A 17,498-nucleotide genomic window follows, 5' to 3' on the forward strand; every position below is an offset into this window, starting at 1 on the left:
CACCGGAGAGCCCTGTCAGGGAGGACGTCAGCTAGGCGGCGGTTCGGCGGGCGTGGATGAAAGGACCGCCGCATAGGGGCTGAGCGCGGTGAATCCGCTGCAACCGCGGAGCAGTGCATGACCCGAGCGGCCGAGGAACGCGCGCGCACGAGCGCCGGCGCGGTCCTGGAGGGCGAGCCAGGCGACCCAGCCCGCACCGACGACGCCCCAGTACGAGACCAGGCGGTAGAGGCCCACGGCCGCGGCGGCCGGGGCGACCGCCGCGCCCATCGCGACCAGGGACGCGGCCATGCTCGACTCGATCGCGCCGATGCCGCCGGGAAGCAGCGGGAGCAGGCTGCCCGCCGCCTGCGCGGCGAAGTAGGCGAGCGTGACGCCGGTCGGGTCCAGGTCGAGGCCGACCGCGCGGGCCGCCGCGAACAGCGCGAGGATGTCGCACACCCAGTTCATCACCGCGAGGACGGCCAGGACGCCGACGTCCCGCACGCTCGGACGCAGCAGGACCGCCGCGTCCAGCAGCTTCTCCACCCAGGGCGCGATCTTCGGGTGCGCCGTCAGGCGGCGGTGCAGGTACCGGAACGGGACGGCCAACCGGACCCGCAGCGGACGCCACAGCAGCGCGGGCGCGAGCACGGCCGCCAGGACCGCCGGGTAGGACAGCGTGGTCAGCGCCGGACCGCGCGCGACCGGGTCGGTGAGCAGCGCCAGCAGCCCGATCAGCGTGTAGGTGCCGGTCGTGATCACGCCGCCGACCACGATCACCGCCGTGGCCACCCGCGCGGACGCGCCGGACCGCCGGAACTGCTGGAACGTGAAGACCACGCTCACCGCCGGGCCTGCCGGGAGCGTGGTGGACAGCGCGTTGCCCGCGTAGGTGATCGCGAACGCGCGGCGCACCGGCATGCGGTGCCCGCCGATCCGCAGCAGGCGGCGCTGGAGCCGGGCGAACGCGCCCATCGACAGCGCCTCGGCGAGGACCACGACGACCAGCCACAGCCGATCGGCGTCGAGGGTGGCGCGCCACATCGCGTGGAAGTCGGGGAGCTCGTCGCTGAACAGGAAGAGCGACCCGAGCGCGGCGGCGACGAGCCCCCACTGCACGAGCGCGCCGATCCGCCTGGCGCGGCGCGACCGCGTGTCGCGCGACGGCGAGGCGAGCGGAAGATCCGGGACGACCGGCAGGTCGGGGGCTTGCGGGGCCGCGGCCTCGGCCGAGGCAGGCTCGGCCGGAGCGGGCTCGGCCGGGAAGGTGTCGGCCGGGGCGGGCTCGGCGGGAGCGGGCTCGGCCGCCGGCAGGGAGGGGACGGAGTCCTCGGGGGAGGCCGGGACCGCGACGGACGCTGTCATGTCACGGTCACCTCGCAATGCTCCCTCAGCTGGGGCAACTCCGCGATCAGTAAGAGTGTTCCCGCCGTCCGGTCACGGAATCGCAAAGTGAGTCCCGTCACAAAGCGTTACAGTCCAGGAGTGTCCGACCTGCACTGAATTGCCGGATTCCGTACGCTTTCCGCGATCTTCGCCCCTGCCAGGGGCCGAGCCCCGTGGGAAGGACGTCATGCCCCCCAGCGTGCCCACCCCCCGACTGCGTTCCCGGCGCGTCACCCTCCTGCTCGGCGTCGCCTCCGGCGCGCTGGCCACCGGCCTGCTCGCGGCCGGGATAGCCGCGGCGCACGACTCGCCCGGCACGGTCGCGGCCGCCCCGCGCGCCGCGGTGTCCGCGACGCCGGGGCAGACGACGACGCTGTCCGGCGTCTCGTTCAAGCTGCGCTGGAAGCCCACCGACGCCGCCGCGATGACCGCGCTCGACCGCCTGGTCGCCGACAGGCGCACCGCGATGAAGGCCGTCTCGCTGCGCGACGTCGCCGCCGACCGCACCGACCTGCGCCGCCTGACCTGGAAGAACAGCGGGTGTTCGAGTACGGCCAGGTCGGCGGTCGCGGCGCTGGACGCGAGGATCAAGGTCGGCGCGTGGTGTCCGGACTACCGCAGCGGCAAGAACGATGAGGGCACGGCCAACTGGATCCCGCAGGGCGTCGCGATCAGCCGCGGCGCCGCCTTCGACGGCCTCGCGCTCAGCTGGTACCACCTGAAGGATCCGAACGCCGCCGAGCCGGTCACCGACATGGCCCGGCTGACCGTCGGGACGCGTCCCGAGGTGAACAAGACGGGCGGCTACCACGCCGTCCAGCTCGCGATCCCGACGCGCGACGCGTCCGGGAAGGTCGTCGCGAAGGACGTGGACATCCGCCTCGGCGAGGCGGGAACCGGGACCGGAACCGCGGCCGGGGCCGGGGCCGGCGGGATGGGCGCGCAGGGCGTCGCCGAGGCCCCGCAGCACGCGGGCGGCCTGTCGATCGTCGGCAACTACGCCTACCTGCCCGACACGTCCGCCGGGCTGCGGGTCTACGACCTGCGCCGCACCTACCGGATCACTCCGGGCGGGGGCCTCGGCGTCGGCTCGGACGGGAAGTTCCACGCGCACGGCGAGCGGTACGTGCTGTTCGAGGTCGGCCGCTACGTGATCGACCAGAAGGCCACGGGAACGTGCCCGGCCTGGAAGACCAAGCCGTCCGCGCTGAACAAGCAGCTCTGCTTCAGCACGGTCTCCTACGACCCGAGCTACCCGACGCCGAGCCTGCTGACGGCCGAGTACAAGCTGAGCGGCGGGGTCGGCTCGGCCCGGCCGATGCGCGTCGTCCGCTGGCCGCTCGCCGCGAACGGGACGCTGGCCGCGAGCGGCGGGGTCGTCACGTCCAAGGTCGTCTACGGGACGGTCACCCCGAACGTGCAGGGCGTCGCGGGCTTCTACAAGGCGGGGCAGGGCGCGACGATCTACTACTCGGTCAGCGGCGGGGGAGCGGTCCGGCCGGGGACGATCTTCAGTGACCGGGCCGGACGGAACCCGTTCTCGATCGTCGGCGTGATCGGCGGCGAGTCGTTCGCCTACGACCACTACTCGGGCGGCGACCGCATCTGGGGCGTCACCGAGCACGCCGGTAAGCGGATGGTCTTCTGGGCGTACCGCAAGAACCTTCAGCCCAAGGGCGACGGCTGATCCGTAGGGAACCGGGGGCGTCCGCACATGTCGCGGACGCCCCCGACGCGTTCTCAGGAGCCGTCGCGCACGGAGACGATGCCTCCCAGGACGCCGACGTAGACCGTCCGGTCGGGCCCGACCGTGATCGGCGCCCAGTCGTTGTCGAACCACTTGCCGGTGCCGGTGAGCACCTTGTAGACGGTCTTCCCGGTCTGGACGTCCACGGCGGTCAGGTACCAGGCGTCGATCAGGTCCTTCCGGGGCTTCTTGGTGTAGAGGTACAGCAGCCCGGACGGCACGGACACCTTCGCGACCGTGGACGGCGACCGCTCCGGGCTCGTCCAGACCGTCCGGCAGCCGGACGCGGTCACGTCGACACGGCTCACGCCGCCCACCGACGATCCGCCGGGCGGCAGCTCCAGGAAGTTCTTGTAGCCGTAGTTGTTCTCGACGAACAGGCTGTTCCCGTAGCCGATCAGCGAGTTCTCGGTCGAGCTCCGGCTGTGCCCGAACACCGGCACGCGGCAGACGACCTTCCCGGTGTCGCGGCGCAGCACGAGCACGTGCATCCGGTCGTCGGCGTTGTCGGTGATCGCCACGTAGCGGTCGCCGAGGAAGGTCGGGGTCGTCCCCGATCCCTGGTTGATCTGGCCCGACTTGCGCGCGGTGCCCCGATCGTAAGGCGTCCGCCAGACGATCTTCGGCGTCCCGTCGGATGCGGCTCTGAGCTGGTACAACGCGTGGTCGGAGACGATGGAGACGCCGTTCTCCGCGGCCGCGAACGAGTTCTCCACCTCCTCGCCCGCCGGGAGCCGCAGCGTCCGGACGGCTCCGGTGCGCGGGTCGATCGTGCCGACGCGTCCGTGGTCGGTCGCCCACCAGATCAGGCCCGTCCAGTCGGGACCGACGCCGGTGACCGGGTCGCATTCGCCTTTCGGCCACGGGTTCGTCCAGCTCGCGCACGCATGGGGGACGTACGGGTTCAGGTCCCAGTCGTCGGTGACGGTGAAGCGCCACTTGCCCTTGGCGTCCTTGCCGTGCGCGAAGCGCCGCACGTGGTGGGCGGCGTCGGCGATGACGATCCGGTCCTGCGCGTCGAGGTAGTAGTACGCGCCACCGGACGTGTCGGTCAGCACCTTGTCGAGGTTCCCGGACACCACGGCCTGCACGGTGGACGGTCTAGGCGGCAACTGGAAAGTGGCCAGATCGTCCAGCGTCTTCGGATCGATGAGGCGGAGCGTGAAGTTCTGGCCGCGCGTGCACTGCGCCAGGATCAGGCCCGTCCGCTTCGAGAACGTGACCGTGGAGCAGAGCCCGGGAAGAAGCCCGCCGCCCTTGGCCGCCGAACGGACGACCGGACGCTTCCCCAAAGGACCTGGGAACGGGTAGGTGTCGGACGCGTAGCTGTCGGCGTGCATCGAGGACATCCCGACCGGGCCCATGAACGGATTCGCGGGCACCGGGCGTCCGGGTAGGGGGTTCGGCTTGGCGGGGCCGCCCACGTACGCGGGCACGAGGCCGCGGCCCGGGCCGTCCGGCACGGGAGTCACAGCGGCGGAGGCGGGGATCGGGGCGAGCGCGAGCACGGCCGTGGCGCCGAGCGCGCCCGCGCCGGCGCCGAGCGAGCGGAAAGGGGGCAAGACGGGACTCCTCACGAGCCGGTCGGGGACTGGCCGAGTCCGGACCGCCCCGGCCGCGCCTGCCGGAGTGATCCGCCTCATGGGGAGTGCAACGGCTGTCGGAGCCACTGGTTACGCTTTCCGCCATGAGCGTCAAGGCGGTGATCTTCGACTGGGGCGGCACGCTGACCCCCTGGCACGACATCGACATCCCCGACATCTGGAAGCGGATCTGCGCCGCCGGGCTGTCCCCGCAGGACGCCGCCGACGCCGCGACGCGCCTGCTCGCCGCCGAGGAGGAGCTGTGGCGGCGCTGCAAGGACGAGCACCGCAGCGCGACCCTCGACGAGGTGTTCGCGATCGCGGGCGTCGAGCCCAGCGACGCCCTGCTCGACGCCGTCTACGACCTGTGGACGCCGCACACCCTCATCGATCCCGCCGCCCCCGGCCTGCTGCGCGAGTTGCGGGAGCGCGGGCTGAAGGTGGGCGTGCTGTCGAACACCATGTGGTCGCGCGACTGGCACGAGCGCATCTTCGACCGCGACGGCGTGCTCGGGCTGCTCGACGGCGCGGTCTACTCCAGCGAGATCCCGTGGACCAAGCCGCACGCCGAGGCGTTCCGCGCCGCGATGGCGGCCGTCGAGGTGGACGACCCGTCCGCTTGCGTCTTCGTCGGCGACCGTCCGTTCGACGACATCCACGGGGCCAAGTCGGTCGGGATGCGCGCCGCCCTCATGCCGAACAGCACCGTCCCGTCCTGGCAGACCGAACCCGATGCCGTCCTGCACGGCGGGCTCGGCGACCTGCTCGGCCACATCGAGCGCTGGTCGCTCTGACGGGCCTGCCGGTGGGTCCGACGACGGCCTGCAGGTGTCCGACGACGGCCTGCTGATCCGTCTGACGGCGGCCTGACGTGCGACGGCGGGGAGCCCCGTGGCCGGGGTCCCCGCCGTCAACGGTCGGGCTCAGGCGGCCTTGCCGACCGTCCTCGCCGCGTCCTTCCGGTTGGCGGCCTCGCCGTTCCGGTCGGCGGGCTTGTCCGCCGGGTCCGCCGCCGTCCTCTTCTGCGTGAGGTCGGCGTCGGTCGCGACCGGGAGGCCGAGTTCGCTCCGGACGGTGCCGAGCAGCCGCTCCACGCGCGCCTGGAGGCTGGCCAGGTTCGCGCGCGCCACGTCCGCCTCGGCCTTGGCCCGACGCGCCTGGCGGCGGGCCTCGTCGCGCTCGGCGGCCAGGTGCGCGAGCTGCGCCTGGTACGCCGCCTTCAGCTCGTCCAGCGTGGACGAGCCGGTTCCGGACTTCTCCTGCATCACTGCCATCTGGACTGGATTCCTTCCCCCGACGGCCCCAGTACCCCTTTGCGAAACGGACTAACGAGAACTGGAGCCTCACAGTTCCCAAAGTAGGGCGACCTGGCGGAAGGTCGAACCGAGCCCGGCGTCAGTCGTTGCCGCCGCCCGGTTCCGGGGCGGGGGACAGGGACGAGTCCGGAAGCCCGGGGAACGCGCCGGACGGCCCGGTCACCCGGCCCGTCCCCGCCGAAGCCTGCCAGCGCACCGACCGCGCCATCGCCTGCTGCATCTCGCGGGCCGCCATCGTCCGCAGCGCGGGGTCCGGCGCACCGGCGAGCCCCGCGTAGGCCGTCACGACGTCACGTTCCAGGACCGTCGCGAGCTGGGCGGCCGTCCGTCCGGACGTGGGCCGCACGGGCAGCTTGTAGGCGGGCGCGGCGGCCTCGGCGCGCACCCCGAGCGCCGCCAGCCGCGAGATCAGCTCGTCGCGCTGCGCGCGGTGGTCGTCCCACAGCGAACGCGCGGCGTCCTGGCTCGCTCCACGCAGCTTCGCGCCGAGCACCCCGTACCCGTAGACGGCGGCGTGCTCGGCCTTCAGCGCCTCCTGGAGCGCCGAGACCGTCGTCACCTCGCTCACGACGCCCTCCCCAGCGCCTCGGCGTGCCCGGCCTCGCACGCGCCGATGCTTGCCAGCACCTGCGCGAGGCCCGCGTCCACCTTCGCCACGGCCGCGGTGAGCCGCGCCGCCGCGCTCGTCTCCGCCTGGCGCAGACCGGCCAGCACCGCGCGCGGACCGCCGCCGGGCGGCGCCACCGGCGCGGACGGCGGGATCCTGCCGCCCTCGCCCGCCCGGTTGCCCGAACCGGACACGTAGTGCCGGCGCAGGACCGCCAGATGCTCGCGGTGGTGCGCCAGCGCCGGATCGAGCAGCCAGGCCAGCTCGGCGTGCGCCGAGCGCGCCGCCTCGTAGCGGGCGACGAGGTCCTGCTCGGACGTGATCGCCGCCACCAGCACGGGCAGCCCGGCGGTGTCGGCCTTGGCGGGCGCGACCGACCCGCAGCCCGCGAGCAGCGGCGCGGCGGGCAGCGCGAGCGCGGCCGACCAGCCGATCAGAGCCCGGCGCGACGGCGCGGGCACGTCCCGGAGCGACGGCGTGGACGGGCCCTTCCCGGCCCCGGCCTCGGGCACGCGCGACTCCTCACCGGATCGTGATGGTGGGCAGAGTGCCCCAGCATTCCACATCCGGAGCCGCGGAAAGGCCCGGCGGCACGCCGGTGAGCTGTCCGAAAGGCCGCTGAGGTGTCCGGCTGTCGATAGTCTTGAGGGGTCAACGGACACACGGTTTCGAGTCCGCACAACAGGAGGAGGTCCCATGAGCGTCGAGTCCCGTGGCGGCAGCGCTCACCGGGGCCGTGCCGGCGCGGCCGCCCCGACCGGCGGCAGGGCCGCGGGCGCCGGGGCCAGGAGGTCCCGCGACGAGACGGCCGTCGAGCTGACCCGGCTGCTCACGCCCGCCGTGACCGGCGCCGGGTTCGACCTGGAGGCGGTCGAGGTGCGCCCGGCCGGGCGCCGCCGGCTGGTGAAGATCGTCGTGGACGGCGACGGCGGGGTCAGCCTCGACGACGTCGCCGACCTGAGCCAGGCGGCCTCGGAACTGCTGGACGCCTCCGACGTGATGGGCGCCTCGCCGTACGTGCTGGAGGTCACCTCGCCGGGCGTCGACCGCCCGCTCACCGAGGCCCGGCACTGGCGGCGCGCCGCCGGGCGGCTGGTCGTCGTCCCGCTGGAGGGCGAGGACGGCGGCCGGATCGAGGGCCGCGTGGTCTCCGCCGACGACGAGACCGTCGTCATCGACGTCACGCCCGCCAAGGGCAGGTCGGCCAAGGGCCGTCCGGTGAAGCCGGTCCGGCGCGAGTTCGCGCTGGCCGACCTCGGGCCGGGCCGCGTCCAGGTCGAGTTCCGCAGCGAGGCCGAGACCGGCAAGGGCGGCTCCGGCAACGGCGCGTCCGCCGGCGCGGACGCCGAGCCCGGCGACACCGGCGACCTCGACGAGTTCGATGACGCCGACGACGAAGTCGACGCCGACGTCGACGCCCAGATCGACGCTGAGATCGACGCGGGGACGGACGGGCGGCACGGGGAGCCCGCGGACGACCTCGCGGGCGAGGCCGAGGAAACGCGTTCTCCGGCCGAGCCGGAATAGAGGGGGGAGCCTCGTGGACATCGACATGACAGCCCTGCGGCTGCTGGAGAGCGAGAAGGACATCTCGCTCGACGTCGCCGTCAAGGCCATCGAAGACGCCCTGCTGATCGCCTACCACCGCGGCGAGGGCGCGGCCGCCCGCGCGCGCGTCGAGCTCGACCGCTCGACCGGGCACGTCACGGTCTGGGCGACCGAGACCGACGACGAGGGCGCGGCCGTCCGGGAATACGACGACACCCCGGACGACTTCTCACGTATCGCGGCGACCACGGCGAAGCAGGTCATCCTGCAGAAGCTGCGCGACGCCGAGGACGAGCTGACGCTCGGCGAGTTCGCCGAGCGCGAGGGCGACATCGTCTCCGGGATCATCCAGCAGGGCAAGGACCCGCGGAACGTGCTGGTCGACCTCGGCAAGCTGGAGGCCGTCCTGCAGCCGCAGGAGCAGGTGCCCGGCGAGCGGTACGAGCACGGCGAGCGGCTGCGCGCCTACGTGGTGCAGGTCCGCAAGGGCCACCGCGGCCCGTCGGTGCAGCTCTCGCGCACCCACCCGAACCTGGTGAAGAAGCTGTTCGCGCTGGAGGTCCCGGAGATCGCCGACGGCACCGTCGAGATCGCCGCGATCGCCCGCGAGGCCGGCCACCGCACCAAGATCGCGGTCCGCTCGCGCAAGCCCGGCGTGAACGCCAAGGGCGCGTGCATCGGCCCGCTGGGCAGCCGGGTCCGCAACGTGATGGCCGAGCTGCACGGCGAGAAGATCGACATCGTGGACTGGTCGGACGATCCGGCCGAGTTCGTCGGCAACGCGCTGTCGCCCGCCCGGGTGAACAGCGTGACCGTGGTGGACGAGGGCGCCCGCACCGCCCGCGTGGTGGTGCCCGACTACCAGCTGTCCCTGGCCATCGGCAAGGAGGGCCAGAACGCCCGGCTCGCCGCGCGGCTGACCGGCTGGAAGATCGACATCCGGTCCGACACCGAGTCGGCCGGTGGCGAAGCGCCCGGATCGTCCCGGAACCGGGCCGAGGAGCAGTCCTCGGAAGGGGCCTCGGGCGGGTCCGCGGGCGGGGCGGAGAAGGCCGCCGAATCCGACGAAACGGGAGCTTCTTCGCCTGCCGCCCCGGCGGCAGGTCCCGCCGACGCCTCGGCGCGGTAGACTGATGGGTGGTGACCGGGCGGTCCCCGTGCGAACGTGCGTGGGCTGCCGGGTTCGCACGGCCAAGTCCGACCTGTTGCGCCTGGTGGTTCGAGGCGATGAGATCGTCCTCGACCCTCGAGGGCGGCTTCCGGGCCGGGGTGCTCACCTGCACCCCGATCCGAAGTGCCTCCAGCTCGCCGTCAAGCGTCGGGCGTTCCCCCGGGCCTTTCGCGTCCAGGGGCCGCTCGATCACGGCGGGCTGGATTCCGCACTTGCGGCTCGCGCCGCGCAGCAGCAGGATGGCCGAACGGTAAGCGACGTCTAGTCGGAAGCAGGTCGAGATTGCTATGAGCGCTCGATGAGCACGCCGCGATGAGTACGGCAAGGTAACGACGGTCCGGAGGCCGCACCCCCGGACCGAGTAGGGAGTGCAGTGGCCAAGGTCCGGGTATACGAACTCGCCAAGGAGTTCGGTGTAGAGAGCAAGGTCGTCATGGCCAAGCTCCAGGAGATGGGCGAGTTCGTCCGGTCGGCGTCCTCCACGATCGAGGCGCCGGTCGTTCGCAGGCTCACCGAAGCTTTCAACCAGGGGTCGGGCAAGTCCGGCTCCAAGGCCGGGAAGAAGCCGCAGGCTCCCCGGCCGTCCGCGCCTCCGCGTCCGGCCCCTTCGGGCAACGGCGCGGGTGCGCCCGCTCAGACGGGCGAGTCCCGTCCCACGCCGGGACCGCGTCCCGGCCCCCGTCCGACCCCCGGTCCGCGCCCGCAGGGCGGCGGCCAGCAGGGCGGACAGCAGCAGCCCGGTGGCCAGCAGCCTGGTGGTCAGCAGCCTGGTGGTCAGCAGCCCGGCGGCCAGCCGTCCGGCGGCCAGCAGGGCGGCGCGCCGCGTCCGGGCCCGCGTCCGGGTCCGGTTCCGCCGGCCCCCGGCATGCCCGGTGGCGGCACCCCCGCCCCGGCGCCCGCGCCGCGTCCGGCCGCCGCGAGCGGCGGCGACCAGGTCCGCGGCGAGCGCACCGAGCGTCCGGAGCGCACCGAGCGTCCGGAGCGCGGCGACCGCGGTGACCGCGGTGGCGCGCGTCCGGGACCTCGCCCGCAGGGCGGCGCCGGTCCGAAGCCCGGCCCGCGTCCGGGTCCGCGCCAGGGCGGCGGTGGCCGTCCCGGCGCGCCGCGTCCCGGCAACAACCCGTTCAGCTCGACCAACTCCGGCATGGGCCAGGCGCCCAAGCCGGGTCCGCGTCCCGGCCCGCGTCCGGACGGCCCGCGCGGCGGTGACCGTCCCGGCGGTCCGCGTCCGGGCGGCGGCGCCCGTCCCGGCGGCGCTCCCGGCGCCGGCGGCCCGCGGCCGAACCCGGCGGGGATGCCCCCGCGTCCGGCCGGTCCGCGTCCGAGCCCGATGAACATGCCGTCCTCCCGTCCGGCCGGTGCGCCCGGCCGCGGCGGACCCGGCGGCGGTGGCCGTCCCGGTGGCGGCGGTGGCCGTCCGGGTGGCGGCGGCGGTCGTCCCGGTGGCGGCGGTCGTCCGGGCGGCGGCGGTGGCGGCTTCGGCGGTCCCCGCACCGGCGGCGGCCCCGGTGGCGGTCGTCCCGGCGGTGGCGGCGGCTTCGGCCCCCGTCCCGGTGGCGGCGGTCGCGGTCGCGGGGGCACGCAGGGCGCGTTCGGCCGTCCGGGCGGACGCCCGGCCCGCGGCCGCAAGAGCAAGCGCGCGCGCCGTCAAGAGTTCGAGGCCATGCAGGCCCCGACGACCGGTGGCGTGCTCGCCCCGCGCGGCAACGGCAAGACCGTCCGGCTGCCGCAGGGCGCGTCGCTGACCGACTTCGCCGAGAAGATCGGCGCCAACCCGGCGTCGCTGGTGCAGATCATGATGCACCTCGGCAAGATGGTCACCGCCACCCAGTCGGTGGACCCCGACGACCTCCAGCTGCTGGGCGTCGAGCTGGACTTCGACGTCCAGGTCGTCTCCCCGGAGGACGAGGACCGCGCGCTGCTCGAGTCGTTCGACATCGAGTTCGGCGAGGACGAGGGCGGCGAGGAGAACCTCCAGCCGCGTCCGCCGGTCGTGACCGTCATGGGTCACGTCGACCACGGTAAGACCAAGCTGCTGGACGCCATCCGGCACGCCGACGTCCAGGCGGGCGAGGCCGGCGGCATCACCCAGCACATCGGCGCCTACCAGGTGCAGACCGAGGTCGACGGCGAGCCGCGCAAGATCACCTTCATCGACACCCCGGGTCACGAGGCGTTCACCGCCATGCGTGCCCGCGGCGCCGACACCACCGACCTGGTGGTGCTGGTGGTCGCCGCCGACGACGGCGTCAAGCCGCAGACCACCGAGGCGATCGACCACGCCACCGCGGCGGGGGTCCCGATCGTGGTCGCGGTCAACAAGATCGACGTCGAGGGCGCGGACCCGACCAAGGTCCGGGCGCAGCTCACCGAGTACGGCCTGGTCGCCGAGGAGTTCGGCGGGCAGACCCAGTTCGTGGACGTGTCCGCCAAGCAGGGCACGAACATCGAGGGCCTGCTGGAAGCGGTCGTCCTGACCGCCGACGCCGAGCTCGAGCTCGTCGCGAACCCGGACATGCCCGCCCAGGGCACGGCCATCGAGGCCCACCTGGACAAGGGCCGCGGTTCGGTCGCGACGGTGCTGGTGCAGCGCGGCACGCTGCGGGTCGGCGACTCGATCGTCTGCGGCGTGGCCCACGGCCGCGTCCGGGCGATGCTGGACGAGAACGGCAACAACGTCGAAGAGGCGCTGCCGTCCCGTCCGGTGCTGGTGCTCGGCCTCAACGCCGTGCCCGGCGCGGGCGACAACTTCCTCGTCGTCGAGGACGAGCGGGTCGCCCGGCAGATCGCCGACAAGCGCACCGCGCGCAAGCGCAACGCCGAGCTCCTGCGGTCCCGCAAGAGCAGCTCGCTGGAAGAGCTGTTCAAGGACCTCGAGCGCGGCGAGCGGGAAGAGCTGCTGCTCATCCTCAAGGGCGACGTGTCCGGTTCGGTCGAGGCGCTGGAGGACTCCCTCCTCAAGATCGACGTGGGCGACGAGGTGTCCCTCCGGGTCATCCGCCGCGGCGTCGGCGCCATCACCCAGGACGACGTCAACCTGTCGCTCGCCTCGGACGGCGCGGTCATCATCGGCTTCAACGTGCGTCCCGAGCGGAACGCGCAGGAGCTGGCCGACCGCGAGGGCGTGGACATCCGGTACTACTCGGTCATCTACCAGGCGATCGAGGAAGTCGAGGCGGCCCTCAAGGGCATGCTCAAGCCGGAGTTCGAGGAGCACCAGCTCGGCACCGCCGAGATTCGCGAGATCTTCAAGGTCCCGCGGATCGGCAACATCGGCGGCTCGATGGTCACCTCGGGCGTCATCCAGCGCAACGCCAAGGCGCGCCTCGTCCGCGACGGCGTCGTGGTCGCCGACAACCTCACGGTGTCGTCGCTGCGCCGCTTCAAGGACGACGCCACCGAGGTCCGCGAGGGCTTCGAGTGCGGTATCGGTGTCGGCTACAACGACATCAAGCTCGGAGACACCATCGAGTGCTTCGAGATGCGCGAGAAGCCGCGGGACTGATCCCGTGGGCGGTGAGGCGCCCCTCTTCAGGGAGGGGCGCCTCACCCCTGCCCGCCTCCGGGTGGGGCGAGTGCGTTAAAGCAGGTGAGAGCGTCAGGTTGATCCACTAGCCTGGCGCTCTCGATATGGGCGGCCCCGTCCGGATCATCCCGTGTTCGCTGGACGCGGAGGCGGGAACACGGGGTGTGGCCGCCGTCGTTCACAGTTACGGAAACCAGGGGTGGTCGTCCTGTTCGTGGGTGCGTTGACGCTCGATCTGCTGCTCGGCGACGTACGGTCGCTGAAGCAGAAGCGGGCGGTGGTCCGTCCGATCGTCGCGGAGGTGCGCAAGCACTTCCCCGGCGTGGCGGTCGCCGAGACCGGCGACAACGATCTGCACCGCCGGGCCGAGATCGGGGTGGCGGTGGTGTCCGGGACCGCCGACAACTGCGCCCGCGTGCTGGAGCAGTGCGAGCGGCTGGTGGCCGGTCGCCCCGAGATCGAGCTGCTGTCGGCCAGGCGGCGGCTCTTCAACGACGAGGACTAGGCGCCCTTCCGGGGGGCCGTGGAAAGGGAGTGCGACCATGGTGGACGCAGCCCGGGCGCGCAAGCTCGCCGACCGCATCCAGCAGATCGTGGCCGAGACGCTGGAGCGGCGGATCAAGGATCCGCGGCTCGGCTTCGTGACCGTGACCGACACCCGGATCACCAACGACCTGCGGGACGCGACCGTCTTCTACACGGTCTACGGGACCGAGGAGGAGCGGGCCGGGACCGCCGCCGCGCTGGAGAGCGCCAAGGGGATCCTCCGCTCCGAGGTCGGGCGGCAGACCGGCGTGCGGCACACGCCGAGCCTGACGTTCAAGCTCGACTCCCTCATGGAGAACGCCGCGCACATCGACGACCTGCTCGCCAAGGCGCGCCGGCAGGACGCCGACGTGGCCGCCGCGGCGGCGCGCGCGAAGCCCGCCGGCGACGCGAACCCCTACCGGGAGGACGCGGACGAGGCGGACGGCGAGGACGACGACCCCGGCGACGACGGCGTCGCCCGAGCCTCCTCGTGAACACCGGGGCCGGACTCGACTGGGACCGGGCCCTCGACCTGATCGACGCGGCCGGCGAGATCGTGCTCGCGTGCCACATCGGGCCGGACGGCGACGCCCTCGGGTCGATGCTGGCGGTCGCGCAGGTGCTGCGGGGGCTCGGCAAGTCCGTGGCGGCCTCGTTCGGCGAGCCGTTCACGGTCCCGCCGAGCCTGCGCTTCCTGCCCGGCATGGAGCTGCTGGCCGGGCCGGGCGAGCTGCCGCGCCACCCGGCGCTGATGATCGCGCTGGACGCGGCCGGCCCGGACCGGCTCGGCTCGCTCGCCGCGACCGCCGCCCGCGCCGACGCGCTGGTCGTCCTGGACCACCACGCGTCCGGACGGTCGTTCGCGGCCGAGCGCGCCGGGGAGACGGTGATGCTCGCCGATCCCGAGGCCGCCGCCACGGCCGTCCTCGCGGACGAGCTGATCCGGCGGCTCGGCGTCCCGCTCACCCGGGACGTCGCGCAGGGCCTGTACGCGGGCCTCGCCAGCGACACCGGCTCGTTCAAGTACCCGTGCACGACCCCGCAGGTCCACGATCTGGCGCGGCGGCTGCTGGAGGCGGGCGTCCGGCCCGACCAGATCAGCCGCGAGCTGTGGGACCGAGCCCCGTTCGGCTACCTCCAGGTGCTGTCGGCGGCGCTCGGCCGGGCCCGGCTGGAGCGTTCCGCCGCGGGCGGGCGCGGCCTGGTCTGGACGACCGTGCAGCGCGGCGACCGGTCCGTCCTCGGCGTCACCTACGAGCAGCTGGAGGGCGTCATCGACCAGCTCCGGCGCACCGAGGAGGCCGAGGTCGCGGTGGTCTGCAAGCAGACCGACGCGGGCGACTGGTACGTCTCGACCCGCTCCAAGGGCGGCGTGGACGTGGGCCGGGCCTGCGCGCTGCTCGGCGGCGGCGGGCACCGCACCGCCGCGGCGTTCAACGCGGCGGGCGAGCCCGCCGAGATCATCGACCGGCTCCGCGCCGCGCTCGGCGCGGTCGAGGAGCCCGGTTCCGGCTTCACCACCGACTCGGAGCGCATCGCGTGACCACCTCTGGACTCGTCATCGTCGACAAGCCCGCCGACTGGACGTCCCACGACGTCGTCGGCAAGATGCGGCGGCTCGCGAGGACCCGCCGCGTCGGCCACGCGGGCACGCTCGACCCGATGGCGACCGGCGTGCTGGTCGTCGGCGTCGAGAAGGCGACGCGGCTGCTCGGCCACCTCGCGCTGACCGAGAAGCAGTACGACGCGACGATCCGGCTCGGCCAGACCACCAACACCGACGACGCGGAGGGCGAGATCACCGCGTCCGCGCCCGCCGGGCACGTCACCGACGCCGCGGTCATGGCGGGCGTCGCCGCGCTCACCGGGCCGATCAGCCAGGTCCCGCCGCAGGTCAGCGCGATCAAGGTGAACGGCGAGCGGGCCTACAAGATGGCCCGCAAGGGCGAGGAGGTCGAGCTCAAGGCGCGGCCGGTGACCGTGCACGCCTTCGAGGTGACCGCCATCCGGCGCGAGGGCGACCTGGTCGACGTGGACGCGTCGGTGACCTGCTCGTCCGGCACCTACATCCGCGCGCTGGCCCGCGACCTCGGCGCCGCGCTCGGCTGCGGCGGCCACCTGACCTCTCTGCGCCGCACCCGCGTCGGCCCGTACGACCTCTCCATGGCCCGGACGATCGACCAGCTGGCCGAGTCGCTGGAGGTGCTCCCGATCGGCGACGCGGTCGCGGCGGCGTTCCCGCGCCGGGACGTGACCGACGACGACGCCCGCAAGGTCGTGCACGGCGGCAAGCTGCCCGCCGCCGGTCTCGGCCCGGGCCCCGTCGGGGTGTTCGCCCCCGACGGGACCCTGCTGGCGCTGGTCGAGGAGCAGGGCCGCGCGGCCAAGCCCCTCGCCGTCTTCGCCTCCTGACCGTCCGGGGTTCCTAGCCGGTCACGGGGACGACCCGGGCGGTGACCTTGACATCGCCCGCCCGGGCGAAGTGCAGCGTCAGCTCGACGCTCTGGCCCGCCTTGAGATCGCGCGGCTTCATGAGCATCAGGTGCAGGCCGCCCTGGGCGAACTCGACCGTCCCCTTGCCGACCGGGACGGTCCTGACCTGCTCCATCTTCATGCCGTTGCCGTTCATCGACATCCGGTGCATCTCGACGCTCCCCGCCGCGGGGGAGTCCGCGCCGGTGAGTGTGTCGGGCTGCCCGGTGTTGGTGATCGTCAGGTATCCGGCGGTGACGTCCGGCGAGGACGGCACGCGCACCCGCGCCCCGTCCACCCTGATCGACCCGGCCGTCGCGGCGGAACCGGCGGACGGCGCCGCCGCCATGAGCGCCTTGAGGTCGTGCGCCATCTCCGCGCTGCCGAACTGGTAGGGGAACATGAGCGCGCCCGAGCCGTCCGGGCCGTAGACCATGACGTTGCTGCCGTGCTGCACGGCGTAGTCGCCCTTGGCGCCCGCGGGCGGCGGGCTGATCGGGGTCTTCGCGTCCGCGGCGGCCTTCCTGATCTCCGCGTACGGGCCGGTGAGGCCGACGAACGAGGTGTCGAACTTGCCGAGGAACTCCTTCAGGACGTCCGGCTTGTCCCGCGCCGGGTCGGCGGTGACGAAGACCACGCGCGTGCGGGCCTTCTCGGCGGGGGACAGCAGGCTCATCGCGCCCGCCGCGTCCGCCATGGTGGTCGGGCAGATGTCGGGGCAGTGCGTGTAGCCGAAGAACAGCATCGTGATCTTGCCCTGGCCGCGGGCGGCGAGATCGTAGGGGCGTCCGTCCTGGTCGGTGAGCCGGACGTCCGGGATCTTGTAGGCCGCGGGCAGCCGGGTGGACTTGTACGGGCTCTTTCCGGCGGGCCGCTCGGCCGCCGCGGGGGCGTCCGAGTGACCGGAGCCGGAGCCGGAACAGGCGGCCGTGCCGAGCAGGACCCCGGCAAGGCCGAGCGCGAGGAATGCGCGCATGCGAGAACTCTCCACGTGAACTGGTGAAACGCAAAAGGTGATCAGGCGATGGAGAGCGTCCGCGGTGGGCCGCGCCGCGAGACCGAATGGCGCAGCGGGGCCGTCCGCAAAGGCAGGACCCGGACCGCCGGCCGGACGGACGGCCGCGCCGGAACCCGGACGTCCGGAATGACGAGCCGGGGCGGACGAGCCGCGGCGGCGATCCGGCGGGCCAGCGACCACGCCGCCGCCTCGCCGCGCCGCAGCCACCAGGCGGCGGCCAGCGCGGCCAGCCCGTGCGCGAGCGTCATCGTCGCCCCGCCGTGCGGGTGCCGGAAATGTGCGACATGCGCCAGGCTGTGGTGGACGGCCGCGGCCCCCTTGTCCGGCGTGGCCGTGGCCTGGACGAACAGCACGTGCAGGCCGAACTGCGCGCCGAGCAGGCCGCCGAGGATCGTGGGATAGGTCCGTTCCGTCCCGGCGAGGAGCGCCGCGAACCCGGTGACCAGCAGGAATCCGAGCCCGATCGCGCCCGGCGGCACCGGAACGCCCGCCGAGTACGCGTGACCGGCGACGGTCAGCGTCAGGCAGACCGTCGCGAACAGCACCGCGCGGGCGAGGCGGGCGACGGGGAGGGCGGGCCCCGGAACGGGCTCGGACGTGCGCTCGGACATGGG

General features: G+C 73.6%; 16 protein-coding genes and 1 pseudogene. 10 read left to right on the forward strand and 7 right to left on the reverse strand.

Annotation, left to right across the window (positions count from 1 at the left end; translation table 11 throughout):
- Nucleotides 1-27 precede the first annotated feature (27 nt).
- A complete protein-coding gene (locus ACFPCY_RS03710) occupies nucleotides 28-1,347 on the reverse strand; it encodes a lysylphosphatidylglycerol synthase transmembrane domain-containing protein (RefSeq protein WP_378252116.1) in 1,320 nt (439 codons plus the stop codon).
- A 220-nt stretch (nucleotides 1,348-1,567) separates the two neighbouring features.
- Between ACFPCY_RS03710 and ACFPCY_RS03715 the strand changes: the two genes are divergently transcribed.
- The gene (locus tag ACFPCY_RS03715) at nucleotides 1,568-3,055 is read left to right on the forward strand and encodes a hypothetical protein (RefSeq protein WP_378252117.1); all 1,488 of its coding nucleotides are present in this window, start codon (nucleotides 1,568-1,570) and stop codon (nucleotides 3,053-3,055) included.
- Nucleotides 3,056-3,108: 53 nt separating this feature from the next.
- Here the strand turns inward: ACFPCY_RS03715 and ACFPCY_RS03720 are convergent, their stop codons facing one another.
- Complete coding sequence (locus ACFPCY_RS03720; protein WP_378252118.1) at nucleotides 3,109-4,677, reverse strand: NHL repeat-containing protein; 1,569 nt, start codon at nucleotides 4,675-4,677, stop codon at nucleotides 3,109-3,111.
- 125 nt (nucleotides 4,678-4,802) lie between these two features.
- Between ACFPCY_RS03720 and ACFPCY_RS03725 the strand changes: the two genes are divergently transcribed.
- Nucleotides 4,803-5,492, forward strand: a complete 690-nt coding sequence (locus ACFPCY_RS03725; protein WP_378252119.1) for an HAD family hydrolase — start codon at nucleotides 4,803-4,805, stop codon at nucleotides 5,490-5,492.
- 129 nt (nucleotides 5,493-5,621) lie between these two features.
- Here the strand turns inward: ACFPCY_RS03725 and ACFPCY_RS03730 are convergent, their stop codons facing one another.
- The 3 genes from ACFPCY_RS03730 to ACFPCY_RS03740 form a co-directional block, all read right to left on the reverse strand.
- Nucleotides 5,622-5,972: a hypothetical protein gene (locus ACFPCY_RS03730; RefSeq protein WP_378252120.1), complete on the reverse strand. Its 351-nt coding sequence runs from the start codon at nucleotides 5,970-5,972 to the stop codon at nucleotides 5,622-5,624.
- A 121-nt stretch (nucleotides 5,973-6,093) separates the two neighbouring features.
- Nucleotides 6,094-6,582, reverse strand: coding sequence for a ferritin-like domain-containing protein (locus ACFPCY_RS03735; RefSeq protein WP_378252121.1), 489 nt, complete (start codon nucleotides 6,580-6,582; stop codon nucleotides 6,094-6,096).
- Entirely contained in the window at nucleotides 6,579-7,133 is a 555-nt protein-coding gene (locus ACFPCY_RS03740; protein ID WP_378252122.1) for a hypothetical protein, read from the reverse strand. Before ACFPCY_RS03740 ends, ACFPCY_RS03735 begins: the two co-directional genes overlap by 4 nt.
- Before the next feature lie 184 nt (nucleotides 7,134-7,317).
- Between ACFPCY_RS03740 and rimP the strand changes: the two are divergent.
- The 8 genes and pseudogenes from rimP to truB form a co-directional block, all read left to right on the forward strand.
- Nucleotides 7,318-7,920 (forward strand): annotated as a pseudogene (rimP, locus tag ACFPCY_RS03745) (ribosome maturation factor RimP); the annotation flags it as partial.
- A 253-nt stretch (nucleotides 7,921-8,173) separates the two neighbouring features.
- Nucleotides 8,174-9,298, forward strand: coding sequence for a transcription termination factor NusA (gene nusA / locus ACFPCY_RS03750; RefSeq protein WP_378252575.1), 1,125 nt, complete (start codon nucleotides 8,174-8,176; stop codon nucleotides 9,296-9,298).
- A 4-nt stretch (nucleotides 9,299-9,302) separates the two neighbouring features.
- Nucleotides 9,303-9,605 (forward strand): YlxR family protein, encoded by a 303-nt coding sequence (locus tag ACFPCY_RS03755; RefSeq protein ID WP_378252123.1) that lies wholly within the window; start codon nucleotides 9,303-9,305, stop codon nucleotides 9,603-9,605.
- 108 nt (nucleotides 9,606-9,713) lie between these two features.
- The gene (gene infB / locus ACFPCY_RS03760; protein WP_378252124.1) at nucleotides 9,714-12,845 is read left to right on the forward strand and encodes a translation initiation factor IF-2; all 3,132 of its coding nucleotides are present in this window, start codon (nucleotides 9,714-9,716) and stop codon (nucleotides 12,843-12,845) included.
- Nucleotides 12,846-13,074: 229 nt separating this feature from the next.
- Entirely contained in the window at nucleotides 13,075-13,371 is a 297-nt protein-coding gene (locus ACFPCY_RS03765) for a DUF503 domain-containing protein (RefSeq protein ID WP_378252576.1), read from the forward strand.
- A gap of 37 nt (nucleotides 13,372-13,408) precedes the next feature.
- Nucleotides 13,409-13,888 (forward strand): 30S ribosome-binding factor RbfA, encoded by a 480-nt coding sequence (rbfA, locus tag ACFPCY_RS03770; RefSeq protein WP_378252125.1) that lies wholly within the window; start codon nucleotides 13,409-13,411, stop codon nucleotides 13,886-13,888.
- Nucleotides 13,885-14,937 carry a DHH family phosphoesterase gene (locus tag ACFPCY_RS03775; RefSeq protein WP_378252126.1) on the forward strand — a complete coding sequence of 351 codons (1,053 nt, stop codon included), beginning with the start codon at nucleotides 13,885-13,887 and terminating at the stop codon, nucleotides 14,935-14,937. Before rbfA ends, ACFPCY_RS03775 begins: the two co-directional genes overlap by 4 nt.
- Entirely contained in the window at nucleotides 14,934-15,806 is an 873-nt protein-coding gene (gene truB, locus ACFPCY_RS03780; RefSeq protein ID WP_378252127.1) for a tRNA pseudouridine(55) synthase TruB, read from the forward strand. The genes ACFPCY_RS03775 and truB overlap by 4 nt, the downstream gene beginning before the upstream one ends.
- Nucleotides 15,807-15,819: 13 nt before the next feature.
- On the opposite strand, the gene ACFPCY_RS03785 is transcribed toward truB, so the two are convergent.
- Entirely contained in the window at nucleotides 15,820-16,842 is a 1,023-nt protein-coding gene (locus tag ACFPCY_RS03785; protein ID WP_378252128.1) for an SCO family protein, read from the reverse strand.
- A 41-nt stretch (nucleotides 16,843-16,883) separates the two neighbouring features.
- The gene (locus ACFPCY_RS03790) at nucleotides 16,884-17,495 is read right to left on the reverse strand and encodes a hypothetical protein (protein WP_378252129.1); all 612 of its coding nucleotides are present in this window, start codon (nucleotides 17,493-17,495) and stop codon (nucleotides 16,884-16,886) included.
- Between the last annotated feature and the right edge of the window lie 3 nt (nucleotides 17,496-17,498).

The organism is Actinomadura gamaensis (genome assembly GCF_042652125.1).
GTDB classification, from domain to species: Bacteria; Actinomycetota; Actinomycetes; order Streptosporangiales; family Streptosporangiaceae; genus Spirillospora; species Spirillospora gamaensis.